This is a genomic window from Microbulbifer sp., from assembly GCF_051659245.1.
GTDB lineage: Bacteria > Pseudomonadota > Gammaproteobacteria > Pseudomonadales > Cellvibrionaceae > Microbulbifer.
Window position 1 is genome coordinate 39,981 of sequence record NZ_JBOFOC010000171.1, and the last position, 15,748, is coordinate 55,728.

The following is a 15,748-nucleotide window of genomic DNA, read 5'->3' on the forward strand; positions in this document are numbered from 1 at the left end:
TCACAGCGAGGGAGCGCCATTCATGGACGCTATCGTATCGGGGCAACCGGCCCCGGACTCCGCCGGACTGCCCGGCTTTGACCTGGCCAGCTTTGCCGGCCAGCCGCTTCGCCAATTGGACGGCAATGAAATCCTCGAGCGCCAGGCGCAGCGGGAATCCAATGCCCGCAGCTACCCGCGGCGCCTGCCGCTGGCCCTCGCCGAGGGCCGCGGCATCTACCTGCGCGACACCGCCGGACAGCTGTATATCGACTGCCTGGCGGCCGCCGGCACCCTGGCCCTGGGCCATCACCACCCGGCCACCACCAGCGCCATCCAAAGGGCGCTGGCCGATGGCCTGCCACTGCAGACCCTGGATCTCGCCACGCCGCTCAAGGACCGCTTCGTCTCCACCCTGTTCGAGCTGCTGCCCGGCACCATCGCCGGGCGCGCGAAGATCCAGTTTTGCGGCACTTCCGGCGCCGATGCGGTGGAAGCGGCGATCAAGCTGGCGAAGACCGCCACCGGCCGGCACACGGTGGTCGCCTTCAGCGGCGCCTACCACGGCATGACCCAGGGCACCCTCAGCCTGATGGGCAACCTGGGCCCCAAGCAGCCCCTGGGACCGCTGCTGCCCGGGGTGCAGTTCCTGCCCTTTCCGCAGCTCAAGCGCTGCCCCCTGGGGCTGGGTGGCGAGGCCGGCATCGACGCCAACCTGCAACTGCTGGACACCCTGCTCACCGATCCGGAATCCGGCGTGGTGAAACCGGCGGCGGTGATCGTGGAAGCCGTGCAGGGCGAAGCCGGCGCCCTGCCCGCCCCACCCCGCTGGCTGCGCGGCCTGCGGGAGCTGACGCGGCGCCACGGCATAGTGCTGATCCTGGACGAGGTGCAGGCGGGTATGGGGCGCACCGGCAGGCCCTTCGCCTTCGAGCACGCCGGCATAGAGCCGGACGTTATCGTCCTGTCCAAGGCCATCGGCGGCGGCCTGCCGCTCTCCGTGCTGGTCTATGACGAGGCCCTGGACACCTGGCAACCCGGCGCCCACGCCGGCACCTTCCGCGGCAACCAACTGGCCATGGCCGCCGGCACCGCGGTGATGGAAACCCTGCGCAGCGAGCAACTGGACGCACAGGCGGAAGCCGTGGGAAACCGCCTGCACGCGGCACTGGCCAATCTTGACAGCCCAATGATCGGCGAGGTGCGGGGGCTTGGCTTAATGCAGGGCGTGGAGATAGTGGCCCCGGAGGGCGAACCCGATGCGCTGGGCAACCGACCTCTCGATGGCAACCGCGCCCGCGCGCTGCAGCGCGCCTGCCTGCAACGGGGCTTGATCCTGGAAGTGGGCGGGCGCCATTCGGCGACGCTGCGCTTCCTGCCGCCGTTGATTATTCAGGCCGAAGAAATAGAGGTTGTTGTCGAGCGGTTTGCCGGGGCTGTTGCCGAAGTGGCAGGCTGTACGGATTTCCCCGGAGCGGCGTAGGCTGGTGCCCCGCATAGGCTGCCCGGTACTAAGTTAAGCGGAATCCCCCTGTAGGAGCCTGCTTGCAGGCGAATTGGGTGCGGCAAGGCACCGGGAATGCTCGCCTGCAAGCAGGCTCCTACAGCGCAATCCTCAGGGGCAGGAGCAGCTCGGGGGCTTAACAAAGTGTCATTCATCTCTCACCCGACTTCAAAAGACGTAATACCGAAAATCCGATTGACCGGCATATCGGGTTCCGGCCCTTTGTACATTCGCGCTGTCTCGAATACGACGTTCATGTTGTAGCGCTTCGCCAAATCCACAGCTGCTGGATTGACTTCCGGTACGTCGAGATAAACGGACTCCGAGGGCTGAACTGTCGATCTCAGTGCCTGAAAGAGTGATTCGGCCAGTTCCGGATCGTCCGCAAAAAGCGGACCGATTTTGTACCCGGAGCGGCACTTGCGAAGCACGCCGTAACCTGCAAGCTTCCCCCCATCCCTGATCCCGAGAGCAGTACATTCAGGCTGCTCAATCCAGGCCTTGATAAAATGCGAGCGGTCTGCGGGGAAGAAGGGGCGGTCATAGGCAGTGATGGTTTCAACGGGCAGGGATGACAACTTTACGATTTCAGCGTTTGTCGGGAAATCGCCGCCACCAACTCCTTCATAGCGACGATTGCGAAAAGCGAGCCTGAAACCGGACTTTTTGTAGCTGTCCTGCTGGGCAACGACCCCGTCCAGGCCGACATTGCACCCCTGCAGATACTGTAAACCTGCATTCCAGATCTGGAGGCCGTATCCATGTCCCCGATACTCAGGTTTGACAATATAGAAACCGAGAAAACCAAAAGTATCGCTGTATTTCACTGCCGATATCGTGGCGATTGGCTCTTCGCCGAGGTAGCCGACAAGAAAACCCTGTGGATCGGCGGTGTAATAGCAATCTGCGTCGTATATGCCTGGGTTCCAGCCTTCTGCTGCGGCCCAGGAAATGGCGATATCTACTTCCTTTCGGGTTGCGGTTTTGATGGAGTAGTTTTTGTTTTTCATAGTTTCCCTTACCATTCTTTTTGCTTGGCAACCAGAACAGCTATAGACCAAATATTACAACACCAAATATAGAAATATAACCACACAAACAGGAACAAAAAATAAGACTGAGAAAAATTTACAAACACAAATTTTTCATCTGCTTTTTTATTAATCAACACCTTTTCTTTCCGCGTGTAAACTGCCTCACATACTGGGTATAACATTTCATCATGATTAACAACATGAGAACAATATAGGTATGTTACCGTCCGCTGCACGAGTAGCTCCCACATCCCCTCAATCATCCTTTCTCCATCTTAAACGGTTAACGTCGGAGCAATATCAACCCAGCAGAAGACCATCTTTAATTGGAATGAATTCACTGGCTGCATTCATCAGAGATCTCGATGTTAATTCAGGGACACCGTAAACTTCTACAAACTTTCCCTTGCCTACTCGAAGCTTATTTACAAGCAAATCAAAATCACCATCTCCAGATACGAGAACAGCGACATCTGCTCTATCGGAGTATTCCATTGCATCAATGGTTATGCCGACATCCCAATCACCTTTTGCAGAACCATCCGATCTTTGAATAAATGGCTTTAGCTTAACCTCGAACCCGATAGCCCTCAATATATTTTGGAACTCTGCCTGTTTGCTATCCCCTCGATCGACCGCATAAGCAATAGCTTTTACCACTCGCCTATCGAAGGTAGCTCGTGACCAGAACTTATTGTAATCAAAGTTTCGACTATACGCCTGTCTCGTCGTGTAATATACATTTTGTACATCAACAAATAATACGACGTCTCTCATTACAAAGTTTCCAATTCAATTTCTGATATTGACTACAAGTCATAGTGGCGCACCGACATTTATATCGTGGCCCTGATGATATACAGTTGGATAAACACATGCCTTCATCTGTTCGGCCTGTGGGCGAATTCATTTCGCAAGTGCTTTTGGTGAATGCGCTGCGCTTATTCGCCCTACAAACTGTGGAGCTTGCTTGCTGGTGCTGATTCGCACCCATCCTTGACGCTCACCCTACGGGCGCCTTCGGCGTCCAAATTTGTTCCAGACAAATTTGTCGCGGCCAGCGGCCGCTCCTACAATCTGCGGGCCTGCGGCCCGTTGCCGAGCTGGAGCTCGGCGTTCCCAGGGTTTCTCCTACAGGTTGGAACCTGGCTCAGTTGGTTTTGGCCTTCGCCCGGATCTCCTCGGCCAGGGAAATCCTATCCCGCTCGGCAATATGGGAAAGCAACAGCGAGGCGGTACCCAGCAGTCCGCCCATGGATTCGCCGTAGCGGCTGCGGTTGAAGTAGAGGAACTGGCCGTGGCGGACGGCGAAGAGTTGGCGCCATTGGGCGGATTCCCGGAAAGATGCGGTCTGCCGGCGGGTGTTGAGGAGAGGTTCGTAGGTGTCGATGATAAAGTCCGCATCGAAATCCCCCACCCGCTCCAGGCTGTAGGGCACGTGGAAGCGGGCCTTTTTGTAGGCCTTGGGGTGCCCCAGGCCCAGGTCGCGGATGGCTTCGTCCATGCCGCCGCGGCCGATCAGTTGGAAATTGTCTTCGTAGATTTCCAGTGTGGTCACGGTGATGGCGCCGGGGTTTGGCACCAGGCGGCGAAATTCTTCCAGCGTCCAGTGATACTGCTTGAGCTGGTCCTCGTAGCTGTCCCGGCGGCCGACCAGGTCGGCCAGTTGTCCGGCGTATTTCTTGATGCCCTCTTCCTGCACCGGGAGTATCACCACCGGCGCTATGGCCGAGAGTATTGGCTTCAGTTCCCGATGGTAGGAAAGGCCGAGAATCAGGTCCGGCTTGAGTGCGGCGATGGCCTCAAGGTCCGGCGACTTGTGGCCACCCACGTACTGAATACCCGAAACGTCGAAGCGGTGCTGCACGCCGCGGAACAGCGGCTCGGACATCAGCTTTTTGCGGCCGGTGGAGCCGCAGGGTTTGACGCCCAGTTCCATCAGCTGCACGGTGAGGCTGAAGTCGTGCAGGGATACCACGCAGCGGGGGTTTTTCGGCACTTTTACTTCGCCGAAACGATTTTTGAACACACGGGTCTCCGCCGCCTGGGCAACGACGCCGAAGGCCATTACCAGCAGCAGCAACAGGGTTTTATTCCAGGACATCGCTTTCTCCTACTTCTTATTCAGTTCGCAAATTCCCGGCGGCGGGCTATCAGAAAAATAAAATAGGGAGCGCCCACTATCGCGACCACCAGCCCCGCGGGCAATTGCAGCGGCGCGAATACCCAGCGCCCCAGGGTATCCCCGGTCAGCACCAGCAGCGCGCCGCTGAGCGCAGCCAGCGGCAGCAGTATGCCGTGGCGGTCCCCACAGCACTGCCGGGCCAGGTGCGGCCCGATCAGGCCCACGAACACCATGGTACCCGCGGTGGCCACAGCGCTGGAGGTGAGCATCACGCTGGCCAGCAACAGAACAGCCAAAGTGCGGCGCTGGGAGAGGCCGCGGCTGGAGGCCACCGCCGGCCCCAGCTGCAACAGGTTAAGCTGGCGGAAGGCGAACATCGCCGGCACCCCTGCGAGCAGGAACCAAAGCGCCAGCACCTGCACCTCGGTCCAGGTGACCTTGTGCAGGCTCCCCCCGAGCCACATCAATGCCGATTCCACCCGGTCGATATCCCCGTAGGTAAGCAGCAACTCGGAGACGGCCTGCAACATGGCGGTCGTACCAATTCCCACCAGGATGAGACGCAGCGGCGAGAAATCCCCCCGCAGGGCCAGCATCAGGATGAATACCGCCACCACCAGGCCACCGGCCAGTGCGGTCAGCGGCAGTAGATAGACGGGCACCAAGCCGGGAAACAGCACCAGGGATATCAGCATGGTGACACTGCCCCCGGCCTCCACGCCGATCAGGCCGGGGGCCGCCAGGGCGTTGCGGGTGAGCGACTGCAGTATCACCCCCGCCAGCGAAAGGCAGGCCCCCACCAGCATCGCGGCGAGGATGCGCGGCATGCGCAGTTGCCAGAGCACCTGGTGTGCCATCGCACCTTCACCGGAACCGGACGGTTGCCACAGGCCCGCCCAGACCTGCTGCCATCCCAGGGGAAAGCTGCCCAAGGTCGACGCGGCCAACACAGCAGCGAAGAGCCCCAAGGTAATAAGCAAAATCCAGCCCAGGTCCAGGGGACGGAAGCGCAGGGAAAATCCCCCGAGGCGCAGCGCCGCCGGCGCGGCCCACCTCATTTCACCCTCCGGATCACCAGGGCGATAAATATGGGCCCGCCGATCATCGCGGTGACTATGCCGGTGTTGATCTCGTAGGGCCGCACCACAACCCGCGCCAGCAGGTCGGCCAGTACCACCAGCAGGGCCCCCACTATTACCGAGTAACCGAGTATCCAGCGGTAGTCGGCGCTCACCACCAGGCGCACCGCGTGGGGTACCACCAGCCCCACGAAACCGATGGGGCCGGCCACGGCCACCACACTGCCGGACAGCAACACCACCGCCACCAGCCCCACCACTTTCAGCCGCAGGATATTGACCCCCAGCCCGGCGGCCGCCCGCGCCCCGAGGCGGTGAGCGTCCAGTGAGCGCACCTGGGACAGGGCCAGCAGCAGGCCGATCACCAGGTAGGGGGTTACCTGCAACAGTTTGCTGACGTCGGCGGCGCCGATGGCGCCGGTGAGCCAGTGACGCAGTTTGTCCAACCCCTGCTGGTCCAGCAGCAGGACGGTGGCGGTCGTCGCCGAGAAGAGCGCGGCCACCGCGGCCCCGGCGAGGGTGAGCCGCACCGGGTTGTGGGCGCGGCCGCCCAGCAGCGCCACCATGACCGCGGCGGAGACCGCGCCGAGGAAGGCGTACCAGGGGAGATGGGCGAAATCGGTTCCGGGCACCATCAGCAGGCCCGCCACCACAAAAAAGGCGGCGCCGCCGTTGATGCCGAGTATGCCGGGGTCCGCCAGGGGGTTGTCGGTGATCGCCTGAATCAACACGCCAGCGACCGCCAGCGCCGCCCCCACCACCACGGCCACCAGCAGCCGCGCCAGGCGGCTGTCGCGCACCACGGCGTGGTCCAGGTCGGTTGGATCGTATTGGAACAGGGCCTGCCAGGTAGTAGCCCAGTCCAGGGCCTTGGCCCCCAGCCCCAGGTGCAGGAAGGCGGTGAACAGCAGCAGGCCGAGCAGGCCCAGGCCGGCAAGCGGCAGCCCGGGCCGGCGCGCCGGAGACAGCCCGGCCGCGTCACTCACAGGCTGACCTCCCGCGACACCAGCTCCAGCTCGGCGGACTCCGTGCGCGGCACGCAGAGGGGGTTGCCGGAGTGCGGGTCGCGGATGATATGCGCCCTGAAGCCGAACACGGCTTCCAGGTTGTCGGCAGTGAAAACCGCGGCCGGTTCGCCCTCGGCGTGGATGCCGCCGTCCCGGAGCATGATCAGGTGGTCGGCGTAGCAGGCGGCCTGGTTCAGGTCGTGCAACACCGCCACAACCGTTTTGCCGCCGGCGGCCAGGTCCGCCGCCAGTTGCAGCAGTTCCACCTGGTGGGCGATATCCAGATAGGTGGTGGGTTCATCCAGCAGTAGCACCGGGGTGTCCTGGGCCAGGGTCATGGCAATCCAGCAGCGCTGGCGCTGACCGCCGGAGAGTTCCGTCAGGGGCCGTTGCAGCAGGGGTTCGATGTCGGTCAGGGCCACCGCGGCGTCCACCGCTCGCTGGTCTTCGTCCGACCACTGCCGCCACCAGTTCTGCCAGGGGTAACGCCCCTGCATTACCAACTCCCCGGCGGTGAGGCCGACGGGGGTACCGGTGATCTGCGGCAGCAGGCCGATGCGGCGGGCGATATCCCGGCGGGAGAGGCCGGCGAGGGAGTCGCTGCCGAGGGAGACGCTGCCGCTGTCGGGTTTCACCAGTTGCGCCAGCACGTTGAGCAGGGTCGTCTTGCCGCAGCCGTTGGCGCCGACCAGCGCGGAGAAGCGGCCGGCGGGTATCGACAGGTCAATGCCGTCGAGTACACGCTGGGTTCCAAAGCGGACACTGATACCTCTGGCGTTTAGCAAATTGGCTGGCTCCCCTGATAAAACTGCCGCGCCACCCGAAGGTGGCGCAGCTTTTTCCAGCGGCAGGTTATACCACAGGGGCGACGCTGAGTGGCACTGGATATTCCCCGCCCTGTAGGAGCGGCGGGGTGGCCATCCGCCGCTGGCCGCGATCGATATCACTTCGTAGCGAATGCCGATCGCGGCCATGGGCCGCTCCTACAGGGCATTTCCCAATTCAGTGTCACAGCTCGTAACGCACGCTGGCGTATACCGTCCTCGGCTCGCCGACATTGATACGGAAGGCGTTGAGGTTTGCCGGGTAGTATTCCTTGTCGGTGAGATTCTTGATCCCCGCCTGCAGTTTGACCTGCGAGTTATTCGAAACCGGCAGGTAGTACCACGCGGCCAGGTCGAAAACCGTGTAGGAGGGCAGCGTCCAGGTGTTGGCGTCGTCCCCCTGGCGGCTGCCGGTGTAGACCGCGCCGGCACCCAGGCCGAGGCCGCGCAGGCGGCCGTCGACAAATTCATAGGTGCCCCACACCCGCGCGGAATCCTCGGGAACGCCGTAGGGAGTGTTGCCCTCGTTATCCCGGCTCTCTTCGCCGTCGTCGATGATTTCGGCATCCACGCGGGCGTAGCTGAAGATCAGGTTCATACCGTCGACGACCTGTACCGAACCCTCCAGTTCGATACCGCGGCTGTCCTCCTCGCCGTTCAGGCGCAGCTGCAGGTTTTCCGCCTTGGCCACATTGCGCCGGTTGAGGTCGTACCAGGCCAGCGACAGGCGCACGCGGTCGTCGAACAACTGGCTCTTGATACCCAGCTCCACCTGCTTGGCCTTTTCCGGATCGAGGTTGTCCGGGGAGGTCACGCCGGCGGTAATGTCGGTGTAGTTGGGCTGAAAGGATTCGCTGTAGGCGCCGTAGGTGGATACGCCCGGTATCACTTCGTAGAGGACACCGACCTGGCCGCTGAGATTGTGGTTGTGGTCGGATTCCTCGCGTTTTCCCGGCGTCGCATTTTCCACGAAAGCGACAGCGCTCAGCGCGGTGTAGTAGGCGGTCTGCTCGGCCTCGCGCTCGAAGTAGTCATAGCGCAGGCCGGCGAGCAAATTGAGGCGCTCGGTGAGCTGCGACAGGTTCTGTACCGACAGGCCGGCCTCATGGGTCACTTCGTCGTTGCGGCTTATGGCGGTCTGGGTTTTCGGCGCCGTCAGTGCGGGCTGCTCGTCCGCGTAGATATCGATGGTGTCCACGTCGTAGGTGTAAATGCCGGGGATGCCGGCACCGGTGAGTGCGAAAGCGTCGGTGTGGTCGACGCCGCGGCGGTAGTAGTTGGCGCCCACGTAGAGATTGTTGTCCACGCCGCCGAGTTCGAAGGTGCCGCTGAGGCTGTTGGAGAAAAAGAAATCTTTTTCGGCAACGTCCAGGTTGCCGTCGTGGGTACGCGCCAGCAGGCCGTTGCTCTTCTGCACCGCGCGGGTGGTCAGCCCGGGGTTCAGCCCCGCCGCCGGGCGGGCCTGGTAGTCGTCGAATTCTTTCTCGAAGGCGCCGATCTTGAAGCGATTGGTCCAGCCGTTATTGAAGTAGTGGTCGTAATCCATCTGCACCAGCAGGTCCCGGCTGTCGCGGATATCGAATTCGCTGCCCAGGCGCCGCTCCCGCGGGATGTCGGCGATTTCCAGCCCGCCGTTTTCGTTTTCCACCGCGACGGTGCCGCGATCGATGGGCACTTCCTGGTCGTTCAGGCTGATGCGGAAGGTGACTTCGTCCCGCTCCGTGGGCATCCAGGTGAGCGACGGGGAAATGCTCAGCCGCTCGATACCGGTCGCCTCTGTACCGTCGGTGGTATTGACTTCGCGGAAGGTCTCCGAGTCTTCGACGGCGACCACGGTTCTGTAGAGAAGCTTGTCGGAGCCGAGCCGGCCACTGCTGTCCAGTGTCAGCTCCCGGCCGCCGTGCTCGTTCATATCGAGCTGCACGGACGTGGCATCCCGGGCCCGGGGCTTTTTGGTGACCACATTGATAATACCACCGGGGCTGACCTGGCCGTGAAGGATGGAGGCGGGGCCCTTGACCACTTCCACCTGCGCGATGTTGGAGACGTCGATCTGATAGCGGGCGCTGACCGGGTTGCCATCCACGAACAGGTGGTTGTTGGCGATGCCTCGAATCAGGAACTCGTCTTCCGCGCCGCCGAAGCCGTGAGCGCGGGTTACACCGGCGACGTTGCGCAGCACGTCGCTCAGGGTCCTGGCGTTCTGGTCCAGGATCACCTGTTCCGGGATCACCTGCACCGAGCGCGGCAGTTCGTCGGTGTCCGCATCGAAACCGGTGGCGGCCTCGGATTTGTCGAACACGTAGTTGCTCATATCGGTGCCGTACACCGCCACCATCTCTATTCTTTCGGAGGATTTCCCGGCTTCTGCGGCGAGGGCTGGCAACTGAGCCGCCATGGCGATACCGGCGCAAAGCATCCGGGTTCCGCCCCCAATCCGCCGCCAGCTCCTGTTCGTATGATCCATAGCACCTGGGTCCTTAGTGGGTTCTTTTTCTGAGGTGCGAAATATTACCATTTGATACGCTTAATGATAATACTTATCATTAAGAAATGACGCATTCCCCTCTGACTCTCTTCTGCCTCCCCTGCGCCGGCGCCTCCTCCGCCATGTACCGCCCCTGGCGAACACTGCTCGGCGGGGGAATCGAACTGGTTCCGCTGGAATATCCCGGCCGCGGCACCCGGTTTGGCGATCCCTTTGCGGCGACGGTGGATGGGCTGGCGGCGGAGATGGCCCGGCGGGTGCGCGCGCAGGGCACTTCGCACTACGCACTGTTTGGGCACAGCCTCGGCGCCGTTATCGCGTTTGAAACGGCGTGCCAGCTCCGGGAGCTGGGCCATCCACCGGCCCGGGCGCTGATTGTCTCCGCGCGCCGCGCGCCGGAACTCCCCGTCCCTCCCCGCCGCCTGCACGACGCACCGGATGGGGAGTTGATCGAATTTCTCCGCGAACTCGGGGGCACTCCCGAGGCCGCGCTGCAAATGCCGGAAATGCTGGAACTGCTGCTGCCGGTGCTGCGCGCCGATCTCCGCCTCTACGAAAACTACCGCTTCCGGCAGGGGCTGCCGCTGGACTGCCCGATCCACGCGTTGGCGGGCCGGGAGGACAGCGGCACTTCGGTGGAGAATATGCGGGCCTGGCGCGCCCACACCCGCGGCGACTTCAGCCTGGAGTTATTCGCGGGGGGACACTTCTATCTTCAGGAACACCAGTCCGCGGTGCTGGCATACCTCAACAGGCTGCTCACCGATGGATCGGAGGTTTCGGCGGCGGGAACCGGGGAGACCGCCGGCTCCCCGTGCACCTGAAAATAGCGCACGCCGCAACGGGGCTCTAGAGGGGCGGCAACGCTCAGGTGAAAATCGCCCCCCTGGCGGCTCCAGCAGTGCCAGCGACTTCCATTGACTGTGGCGGATGCGGATTCATCCGACAGTATCTCGCAACAGAAACTGGCCGGAGGAGTGGAAAACCCGGTACCCAACGCCTTGAGAACGGCCTCCTTGACGGTCCACAAGCGAAAGAAGGCGGTGTAAAAACAGCCCTGCCCCGCCAGCCACTCCCGCTCCCGCGGGTGAAAAACCTCCGCGGCCAGGGCTTCGCCATCGTTCAGCTCCCGCTGTCGCTCGATATCCACACCCACCGGAAAATCCGCCAGCGCCACCGCCAGGAAGGGCCCGCTGTGACTGAGGTTGAATTGATACCGGTGGGCGGGATCTATACTGGGTTTTCCGTGCGGCGAGCGGTCAAATCGCCAGTTCCCGGGGGCGGTGGTGGAATCGTAATGACTGATCAGCAGGCGCTTGAAAGTGTGCGCCTGCACGAAGGTGCGCCGGTCCACCTCCCGCAGGAACCGCTCGCTGCGCTCGCGCTCCTCGCGGCTCAGGCAGGGGGGAAGGTCGGGGAATTCGCGGGTGAACCAGACATCCAGCACGAGTGGGAATCCTTCTAAAGCTGATTTGATGGGCACGCTTCGCTTTGCCCATCCTACAGGAGGCGCCGAAGATCGTAGGATGGGCAAAGGAGCGCAGCGACGTGCCCATCTCCGGAGTTACGGTAAAAACTCCGAACAATCCTCTACAAATACCGCTGCCAGAACTGCGCCGTGCCCCACTCCTCATCCAGCGCGTAGGGCTTGAAGCCGGACCTGCGGTACGCGGTCTGCGCGGGCAGGTTTTTTTCCAGCACCTCCAGGGTCAGCTTGCAGCAGCCGCGGTTTTTCGCCTCCCGGGCGACAAAATCCAGCATCGCGGTGCAGACTCCCGCTCCCCGCGCCGCGGCACTTACCACCACATCGTGAATATTCACCAATGGCCGGCAGGTAAAGGTGGAAAATCCCATAAAGCAGTTCACCAGGCCCAGCGCCCGGTCGCCGTCGCCATCACCATCATAGGCGAGCACACTGAAAGCGCCGGGGAATTCCGCCAACCGTTCCAGCAAGTGCTCGCGGCAAAAATCGGACATGGGCTCGCCACCGCCGAAAGGGTCCCGGGCGTATTCGTCCATCAGTGCCAGGATATCCTCCCCCTGCCGGGAGTCGCGGTAGTCCGCCATCACCACCTGCACCCGCGCCGCCACTTCACTCATTGTTGTTCTCCCGCTCTCCACATCCCGCCATTGCATCGCTTCTCCCCGGAAAAAACCGCCGGTAACTGCCCACCCGCACCCGCTGTGCCAACAACCAGCGCACCCGCTTCCGGAACCGGAACAGCGGACCCGACCGGTAAAAGCGGCGGCGGTGTCGGTGAAAACGGCTCTGTCTCCTTGCCATCGATCAACCCTCCCTTGTTGTTCGTGGCAGATTAACAAAACCGGGACGGATTCGCTTGGCCGGGGACCACAAACTGGCTATCCTGCCGCACTGGCAGTCATTGTTGGGGAACCGCGTTGCGCCCGCTCAAGCACCTGATCGAGAACAATTTGCAGTGGTCTCTCGCCACCCGGCAGGAAAAACCGGATTTCTTCTTCAAACTGTCGAAACAGCAATCGCCGGAATACCTGTGGATCGGCTGCGCCGACAGCCGTGTGCCCGCCAATGAAATCGTCGGCCTGCTACCCGGCGAACTCTTCGTGCACCGCAACGTGGCCAACGTGGTGGTGCACACGGATCTCAACTGTCTCTCGGTAGTGCAGTACGCGGTGGAGATTCTCAAGGTCAAGCACATTATCGTCTGCGGTCACTACGGCTGCGGCGGCGTGCAGGCGGCGCTGGATAACCAGCAACTGGGGCTGATCGACAACTGGCTGCGCCATATCCAGGACGTGCGGGACAAGCACCACACCTTGATCGACCTCTTCCAGCAGAGGGAACGGATGGACCTGCTGTGCGAGCTCAACGTGCTGGAGCAGGTGATCCACGTGTGCCAGACCACCATCGTGCGCGACGCCTGGAAGGCCAAACAGCCGCTCACGGTCAACGGCTGGGTCTACGGCCTCGAGGACGGCCTGGTACACGACCTGGGTATCTCCATCACCCATCCCGGTGAAATCGCCGAGATCTACCACAGCGCACTGACCAATATCGCCCAGCGCGACAGCGAATAGAGCCGCATCGAGAGCCGGGAGAGTGCCGGGAGAGTGCCGGGAGAGTGCCGCCAGGCACAGGCGCAACAACTATTGCGACGTGACGATTTTTCCGCTTATTTTTCCTAATATGCCCAGCCGATTTATTGGTAATCTGGCTCTGCCAGATTTAATTGGAGGGATACATGTCTGATTACCGCGTTTGGGAATGCCAGATTTGCGGCTGGATCTACGACGAAGCCAAGGGCTGGCCGGAGGACGGCATAGCGCCCGGCACCCGCTGGGAGGATATTCCCGACGACTGGTACTGCCCGGAATGCGGCGCCGCCAAGGCGGAATTCGAGATGCTGCCGGTGGCCTCCGAGCCCCGCCGGGAAGAACCTGAAATCAACGCCCCCGTCCTGCAAACCGGAACCGCCGAAGCCCCCGCGACTGCCGCCGCCGGCTACCGCGTCTGGGAGTGCATGGTGTGCGGCTGGGTTTACGACGAATCCAAGGGCTGGCCGGAAGACGGCATAGCACCCGGCACCCGCTGGGAGGATATTCCCGATGACTGGTGCTGCCCCCAGTGCGGTGTCAGCAAGGAAGAATTCGATATGGTGCTGGTGAGCGAGGCCGAGCCGCAGCCGGCGGCCAGCCCCGAAAGCGCCACCGGAGAGGGAGAACCCCTGGTGATCATCGGCACCGGCCTCGCCGGCTACCACCTGGCAAAGGAACTCCGCAAACTGGACAGCCACACACCGCTGGTGATGATCACTGGCGACGACGGCACCTCCTACTCCAAGCCCCTGCTCTCCGCCTCCCTGGCCCACGGCAAGACCCCGCAGCAACTGGCCGCCGCCTCCGCCGAGGAAATGGCGCGGGAATTAAACGCGGAAATCCTGGTGCACACCCGGGTCACCGGCATCGACGCGGAATCCAGGATTATCACCCTGGTACCTGAAGGCGACAGCCACAGCGCGGAACTGCGCTACGGCAAACTGGTGCTGGCCACCGGCGCCGGCTGCCGTCCCCTGCCCCCCATCGACGGCGACGGCCGCGCGCACCTGTTCCGCATCAACAGCCTGGCGGACTACCACCGCTTCCGCACCGCCCTGGTGGGGCGCCGGCGGGTGCTGCTGCTGGGCGCCGGGCTGATCGGCTGCGAATTTGCCAACGACCTGACCCAGGCCGGCTACGAGGTGGAGATGGTGGATCCGCTGGACTGGCCCCTGGCCACGCTGCTGCCGGAGGCCGCCGGGCGCGACCTGCAGCGCACCCTGGAGGCCGCCGGGGTGCGCTTTCACGGCAACACCCGCGTCGCCGATCTTTCCCGCGACGGCGGGGGCCTTCGCGCGCGGCTGGACAACGGCGAAACCCTGCACGCCGACCTGGCCCTCGCCGCCCTGGGCCTGCAGGCCAATACCGGCCTGGCCGAGGCCGCCGGCCTGGCGGTGGACCGCGGCATCCTGGTGGACCGCCACCTACAGACCAGCAACCCCGATATCTACGCCCTCGGAGACTGTGCCGAGGTGGACGGCCACCTGCTCTACTTCGTCGCCCCCCTGGCCAGTTGCGCCCGCGCCCTGGCCGCAACCCTCAGCGGCAGGCGGAGCAAAGTGCACTACGGCGCCATTCCCGTGGCCGTGAAAACCACCCTGCGCCCCACCGTGGTCTGCCCCCCGCGCCGGGGCGCCGAGGGCGATTGGCAGATCGACGCCGGCGAGGACGGCGTGCGCGCGGAGTTCCGCGACGCCGGCAACCGCCTGCTGGGCTTCGCCCTGACCGGCAGCGCCATCGCCGCCCGGGACGCGCTGACCGCCGAGTGCGCGCCGTTGATGGAGTAGCGCCAATACCATTGAGTCAGGTCACTTTGTAGGAGCGGGGGGGGCGGCCATCCGCCCATGCCCGCGATCAGCCTGGGGAATTAGCCACCCAAATCGCGGTCATGGCTCCTACAGGTGCCGAGTTGAGGCCGAGTTGAGCTCCAACTCGATGTATTGGACTTAGCGGGCCGAATTGCAGGCACACATGTGCTGAACAATGCAATACGCGCAAACGGGCCGCTTTTCCCGTAGAATGGCCGTCACGACAAACTTTGCACAAGAATTGACCAGAAGTATGACGGCAGACAGCAATCGAGCCCTCTCTCCCGCCTTCTCCCGGAGCCGCGCCCTGCGCGACACCCTGGGCCAGTTCGCCACCGGCGTGACCGTGGTCACCACACGGGATGCCGACGGCCAGCCGGTGGGCATGACCGTCAACAGCTTCAATTCCGTCTCCCTGGAACCGCCGTTGGTGCTCTGGAGCATCGACAAGCAGGCCCTGGGCTACAACGCCTTTACCGCCAACGACCACTTTGCCGTGCACGTACTCAAGGCGGACCAGCAGCATATCTCCAACCTCTTCGCCGGCCGCGGCAGCGACAAATTCGGCCAGGTCCACTGGCATTCCGGCCCGGCGCAACTGCCGCTGCTGGACGACTGCGCTGCCCACTTCCTCTGCCGCCGGGTGCAGTGCATTGACGGCGGCGACCACACCATCCTGCTCGGGGAAGTGCTGGAGTTCACCGCCAGCGGCGGTGAACCGCTGGTTTTCCACCGGGGCCGCTATCGCGCCCTGGCTGGGGACTGACTTCCGGATTGCCAGTCAGGCCCATTTCAGTGCCAAATCGTAACTAGTTCACCCCGACA

At 62.8% G+C, this 15,748-nt stretch carries 14 protein-coding genes; 5 read left to right on the top strand and 9 right to left on the bottom strand.

All coding sequences use genetic code 11. The features are described from left to right. The first annotated feature begins 22 nt into the window (after nt 1-22). On the top strand, nt 23-1,462 hold the full coding sequence (locus ACRC0P_RS16475) for a diaminobutyrate--2-oxoglutarate transaminase (protein ID WP_438632393.1): 1,440 nt from the start codon (nt 23-25) through the stop codon (nt 1,460-1,462). Between the two features lie 179 nt (nt 1,463-1,641). Here ACRC0P_RS16475 and ACRC0P_RS16480 read toward each other — a convergent pair whose 3' ends face one another. From ACRC0P_RS16480 to ACRC0P_RS16510, 7 genes are all read right to left on the bottom strand, one after another. Continuing rightward, a complete protein-coding gene (locus ACRC0P_RS16480; RefSeq protein ID WP_438632394.1) occupies nt 1,642-2,493 on the bottom strand; it encodes a GNAT family N-acetyltransferase in 852 nt (283 codons plus the stop codon). 324 nt (nt 2,494-2,817) lie between these two features. Next, a complete protein-coding gene (locus ACRC0P_RS16485) occupies nt 2,818-3,294 on the bottom strand; it encodes an NYN domain-containing protein (RefSeq protein WP_438632395.1) in 477 nt (158 codons plus the stop codon). Nucleotides 3,295-3,667: 373 nt separating this feature from the next. Then, nucleotides 3,668-4,621, bottom strand: coding sequence for an ABC transporter substrate-binding protein (locus ACRC0P_RS16490; protein ID WP_438632396.1), 954 nt, complete (start codon nt 4,619-4,621; stop codon nt 3,668-3,670). A 20-nt stretch (nt 4,622-4,641) separates the two neighbouring features. After that, nucleotides 4,642-5,700 (bottom strand): FecCD family ABC transporter permease, encoded by a 1,059-nt coding sequence (locus ACRC0P_RS16495; RefSeq protein WP_438632397.1) that lies wholly within the window; start codon nt 5,698-5,700, stop codon nt 4,642-4,644. Further along, entirely contained in the window at nt 5,697-6,707 is a 1,011-nt protein-coding gene (locus ACRC0P_RS16500) for a FecCD family ABC transporter permease (protein ID WP_438632398.1), read from the bottom strand. The genes ACRC0P_RS16495 and ACRC0P_RS16500 overlap by 4 nt, the downstream gene beginning before the upstream one ends. Next, the gene (locus tag ACRC0P_RS16505; RefSeq protein WP_438632399.1) at nt 6,704-7,513 is read right to left on the bottom strand and encodes an ABC transporter ATP-binding protein; all 810 of its coding nucleotides are present in this window, start codon (nt 7,511-7,513) and stop codon (nt 6,704-6,706) included. The genes ACRC0P_RS16500 and ACRC0P_RS16505 overlap by 4 nt, the downstream gene beginning before the upstream one ends. Nucleotides 7,514-7,736: 223 nt before the next feature. Then, the gene (locus tag ACRC0P_RS16510; RefSeq protein ID WP_438632400.1) at nt 7,737-9,971 is read right to left on the bottom strand and encodes a TonB-dependent siderophore receptor; all 2,235 of its coding nucleotides are present in this window, start codon (nt 9,969-9,971) and stop codon (nt 7,737-7,739) included. Between the two features lie 134 nt (nt 9,972-10,105). On the opposite strand from ACRC0P_RS16510, the gene ACRC0P_RS16515 reads away from it, so the two are divergent. Further along, on the top strand, nt 10,106-10,864 hold the full coding sequence (locus ACRC0P_RS16515) for a thioesterase II family protein (RefSeq protein ID WP_438632401.1): 759 nt from the start codon (nt 10,106-10,108) through the stop codon (nt 10,862-10,864). Here the strand turns inward: ACRC0P_RS16515 and ACRC0P_RS16520 are convergent. Continuing rightward, entirely contained in the window at nt 10,756-11,487 is a 732-nt protein-coding gene (locus ACRC0P_RS16520) for a 4'-phosphopantetheinyl transferase family protein (RefSeq protein WP_438632402.1), read from the bottom strand. The genes ACRC0P_RS16515 and ACRC0P_RS16520 overlap by 109 nt on opposite strands. A 143-nt stretch (nt 11,488-11,630) precedes the next feature. After that, the gene (locus ACRC0P_RS16525) at nt 11,631-12,140 is read right to left on the bottom strand and encodes a GNAT family N-acetyltransferase (RefSeq protein WP_438632403.1); all 510 of its coding nucleotides are present in this window, start codon (nt 12,138-12,140) and stop codon (nt 11,631-11,633) included. 300 nt (nt 12,141-12,440) lie between these two features. Here ACRC0P_RS16525 and can point away from each other — a divergent pair, with 300 nt between their 5' ends. From can to ACRC0P_RS16540, 3 genes are all read left to right on the top strand, one after another. Next, nucleotides 12,441-13,097: a carbonate dehydratase gene (gene can / locus ACRC0P_RS16530; protein WP_438632404.1), complete on the top strand. Its 657-nt coding sequence runs from the start codon at nt 12,441-12,443 to the stop codon at nt 13,095-13,097. 164 nt (nt 13,098-13,261) lie between these two features. Continuing rightward, nucleotides 13,262-14,902 (top strand): FAD-dependent oxidoreductase, encoded by a 1,641-nt coding sequence (locus tag ACRC0P_RS16535; protein ID WP_438632405.1) that lies wholly within the window; start codon nt 13,262-13,264, stop codon nt 14,900-14,902. A gap of 274 nt (nt 14,903-15,176) precedes the next feature. Next, on the top strand, nt 15,177-15,689 hold the full coding sequence (locus tag ACRC0P_RS16540) for a flavin reductase family protein (protein ID WP_438632406.1): 513 nt from the start codon (nt 15,177-15,179) through the stop codon (nt 15,687-15,689). Nucleotides 15,690-15,748: the final 59 nt, after the last annotated feature.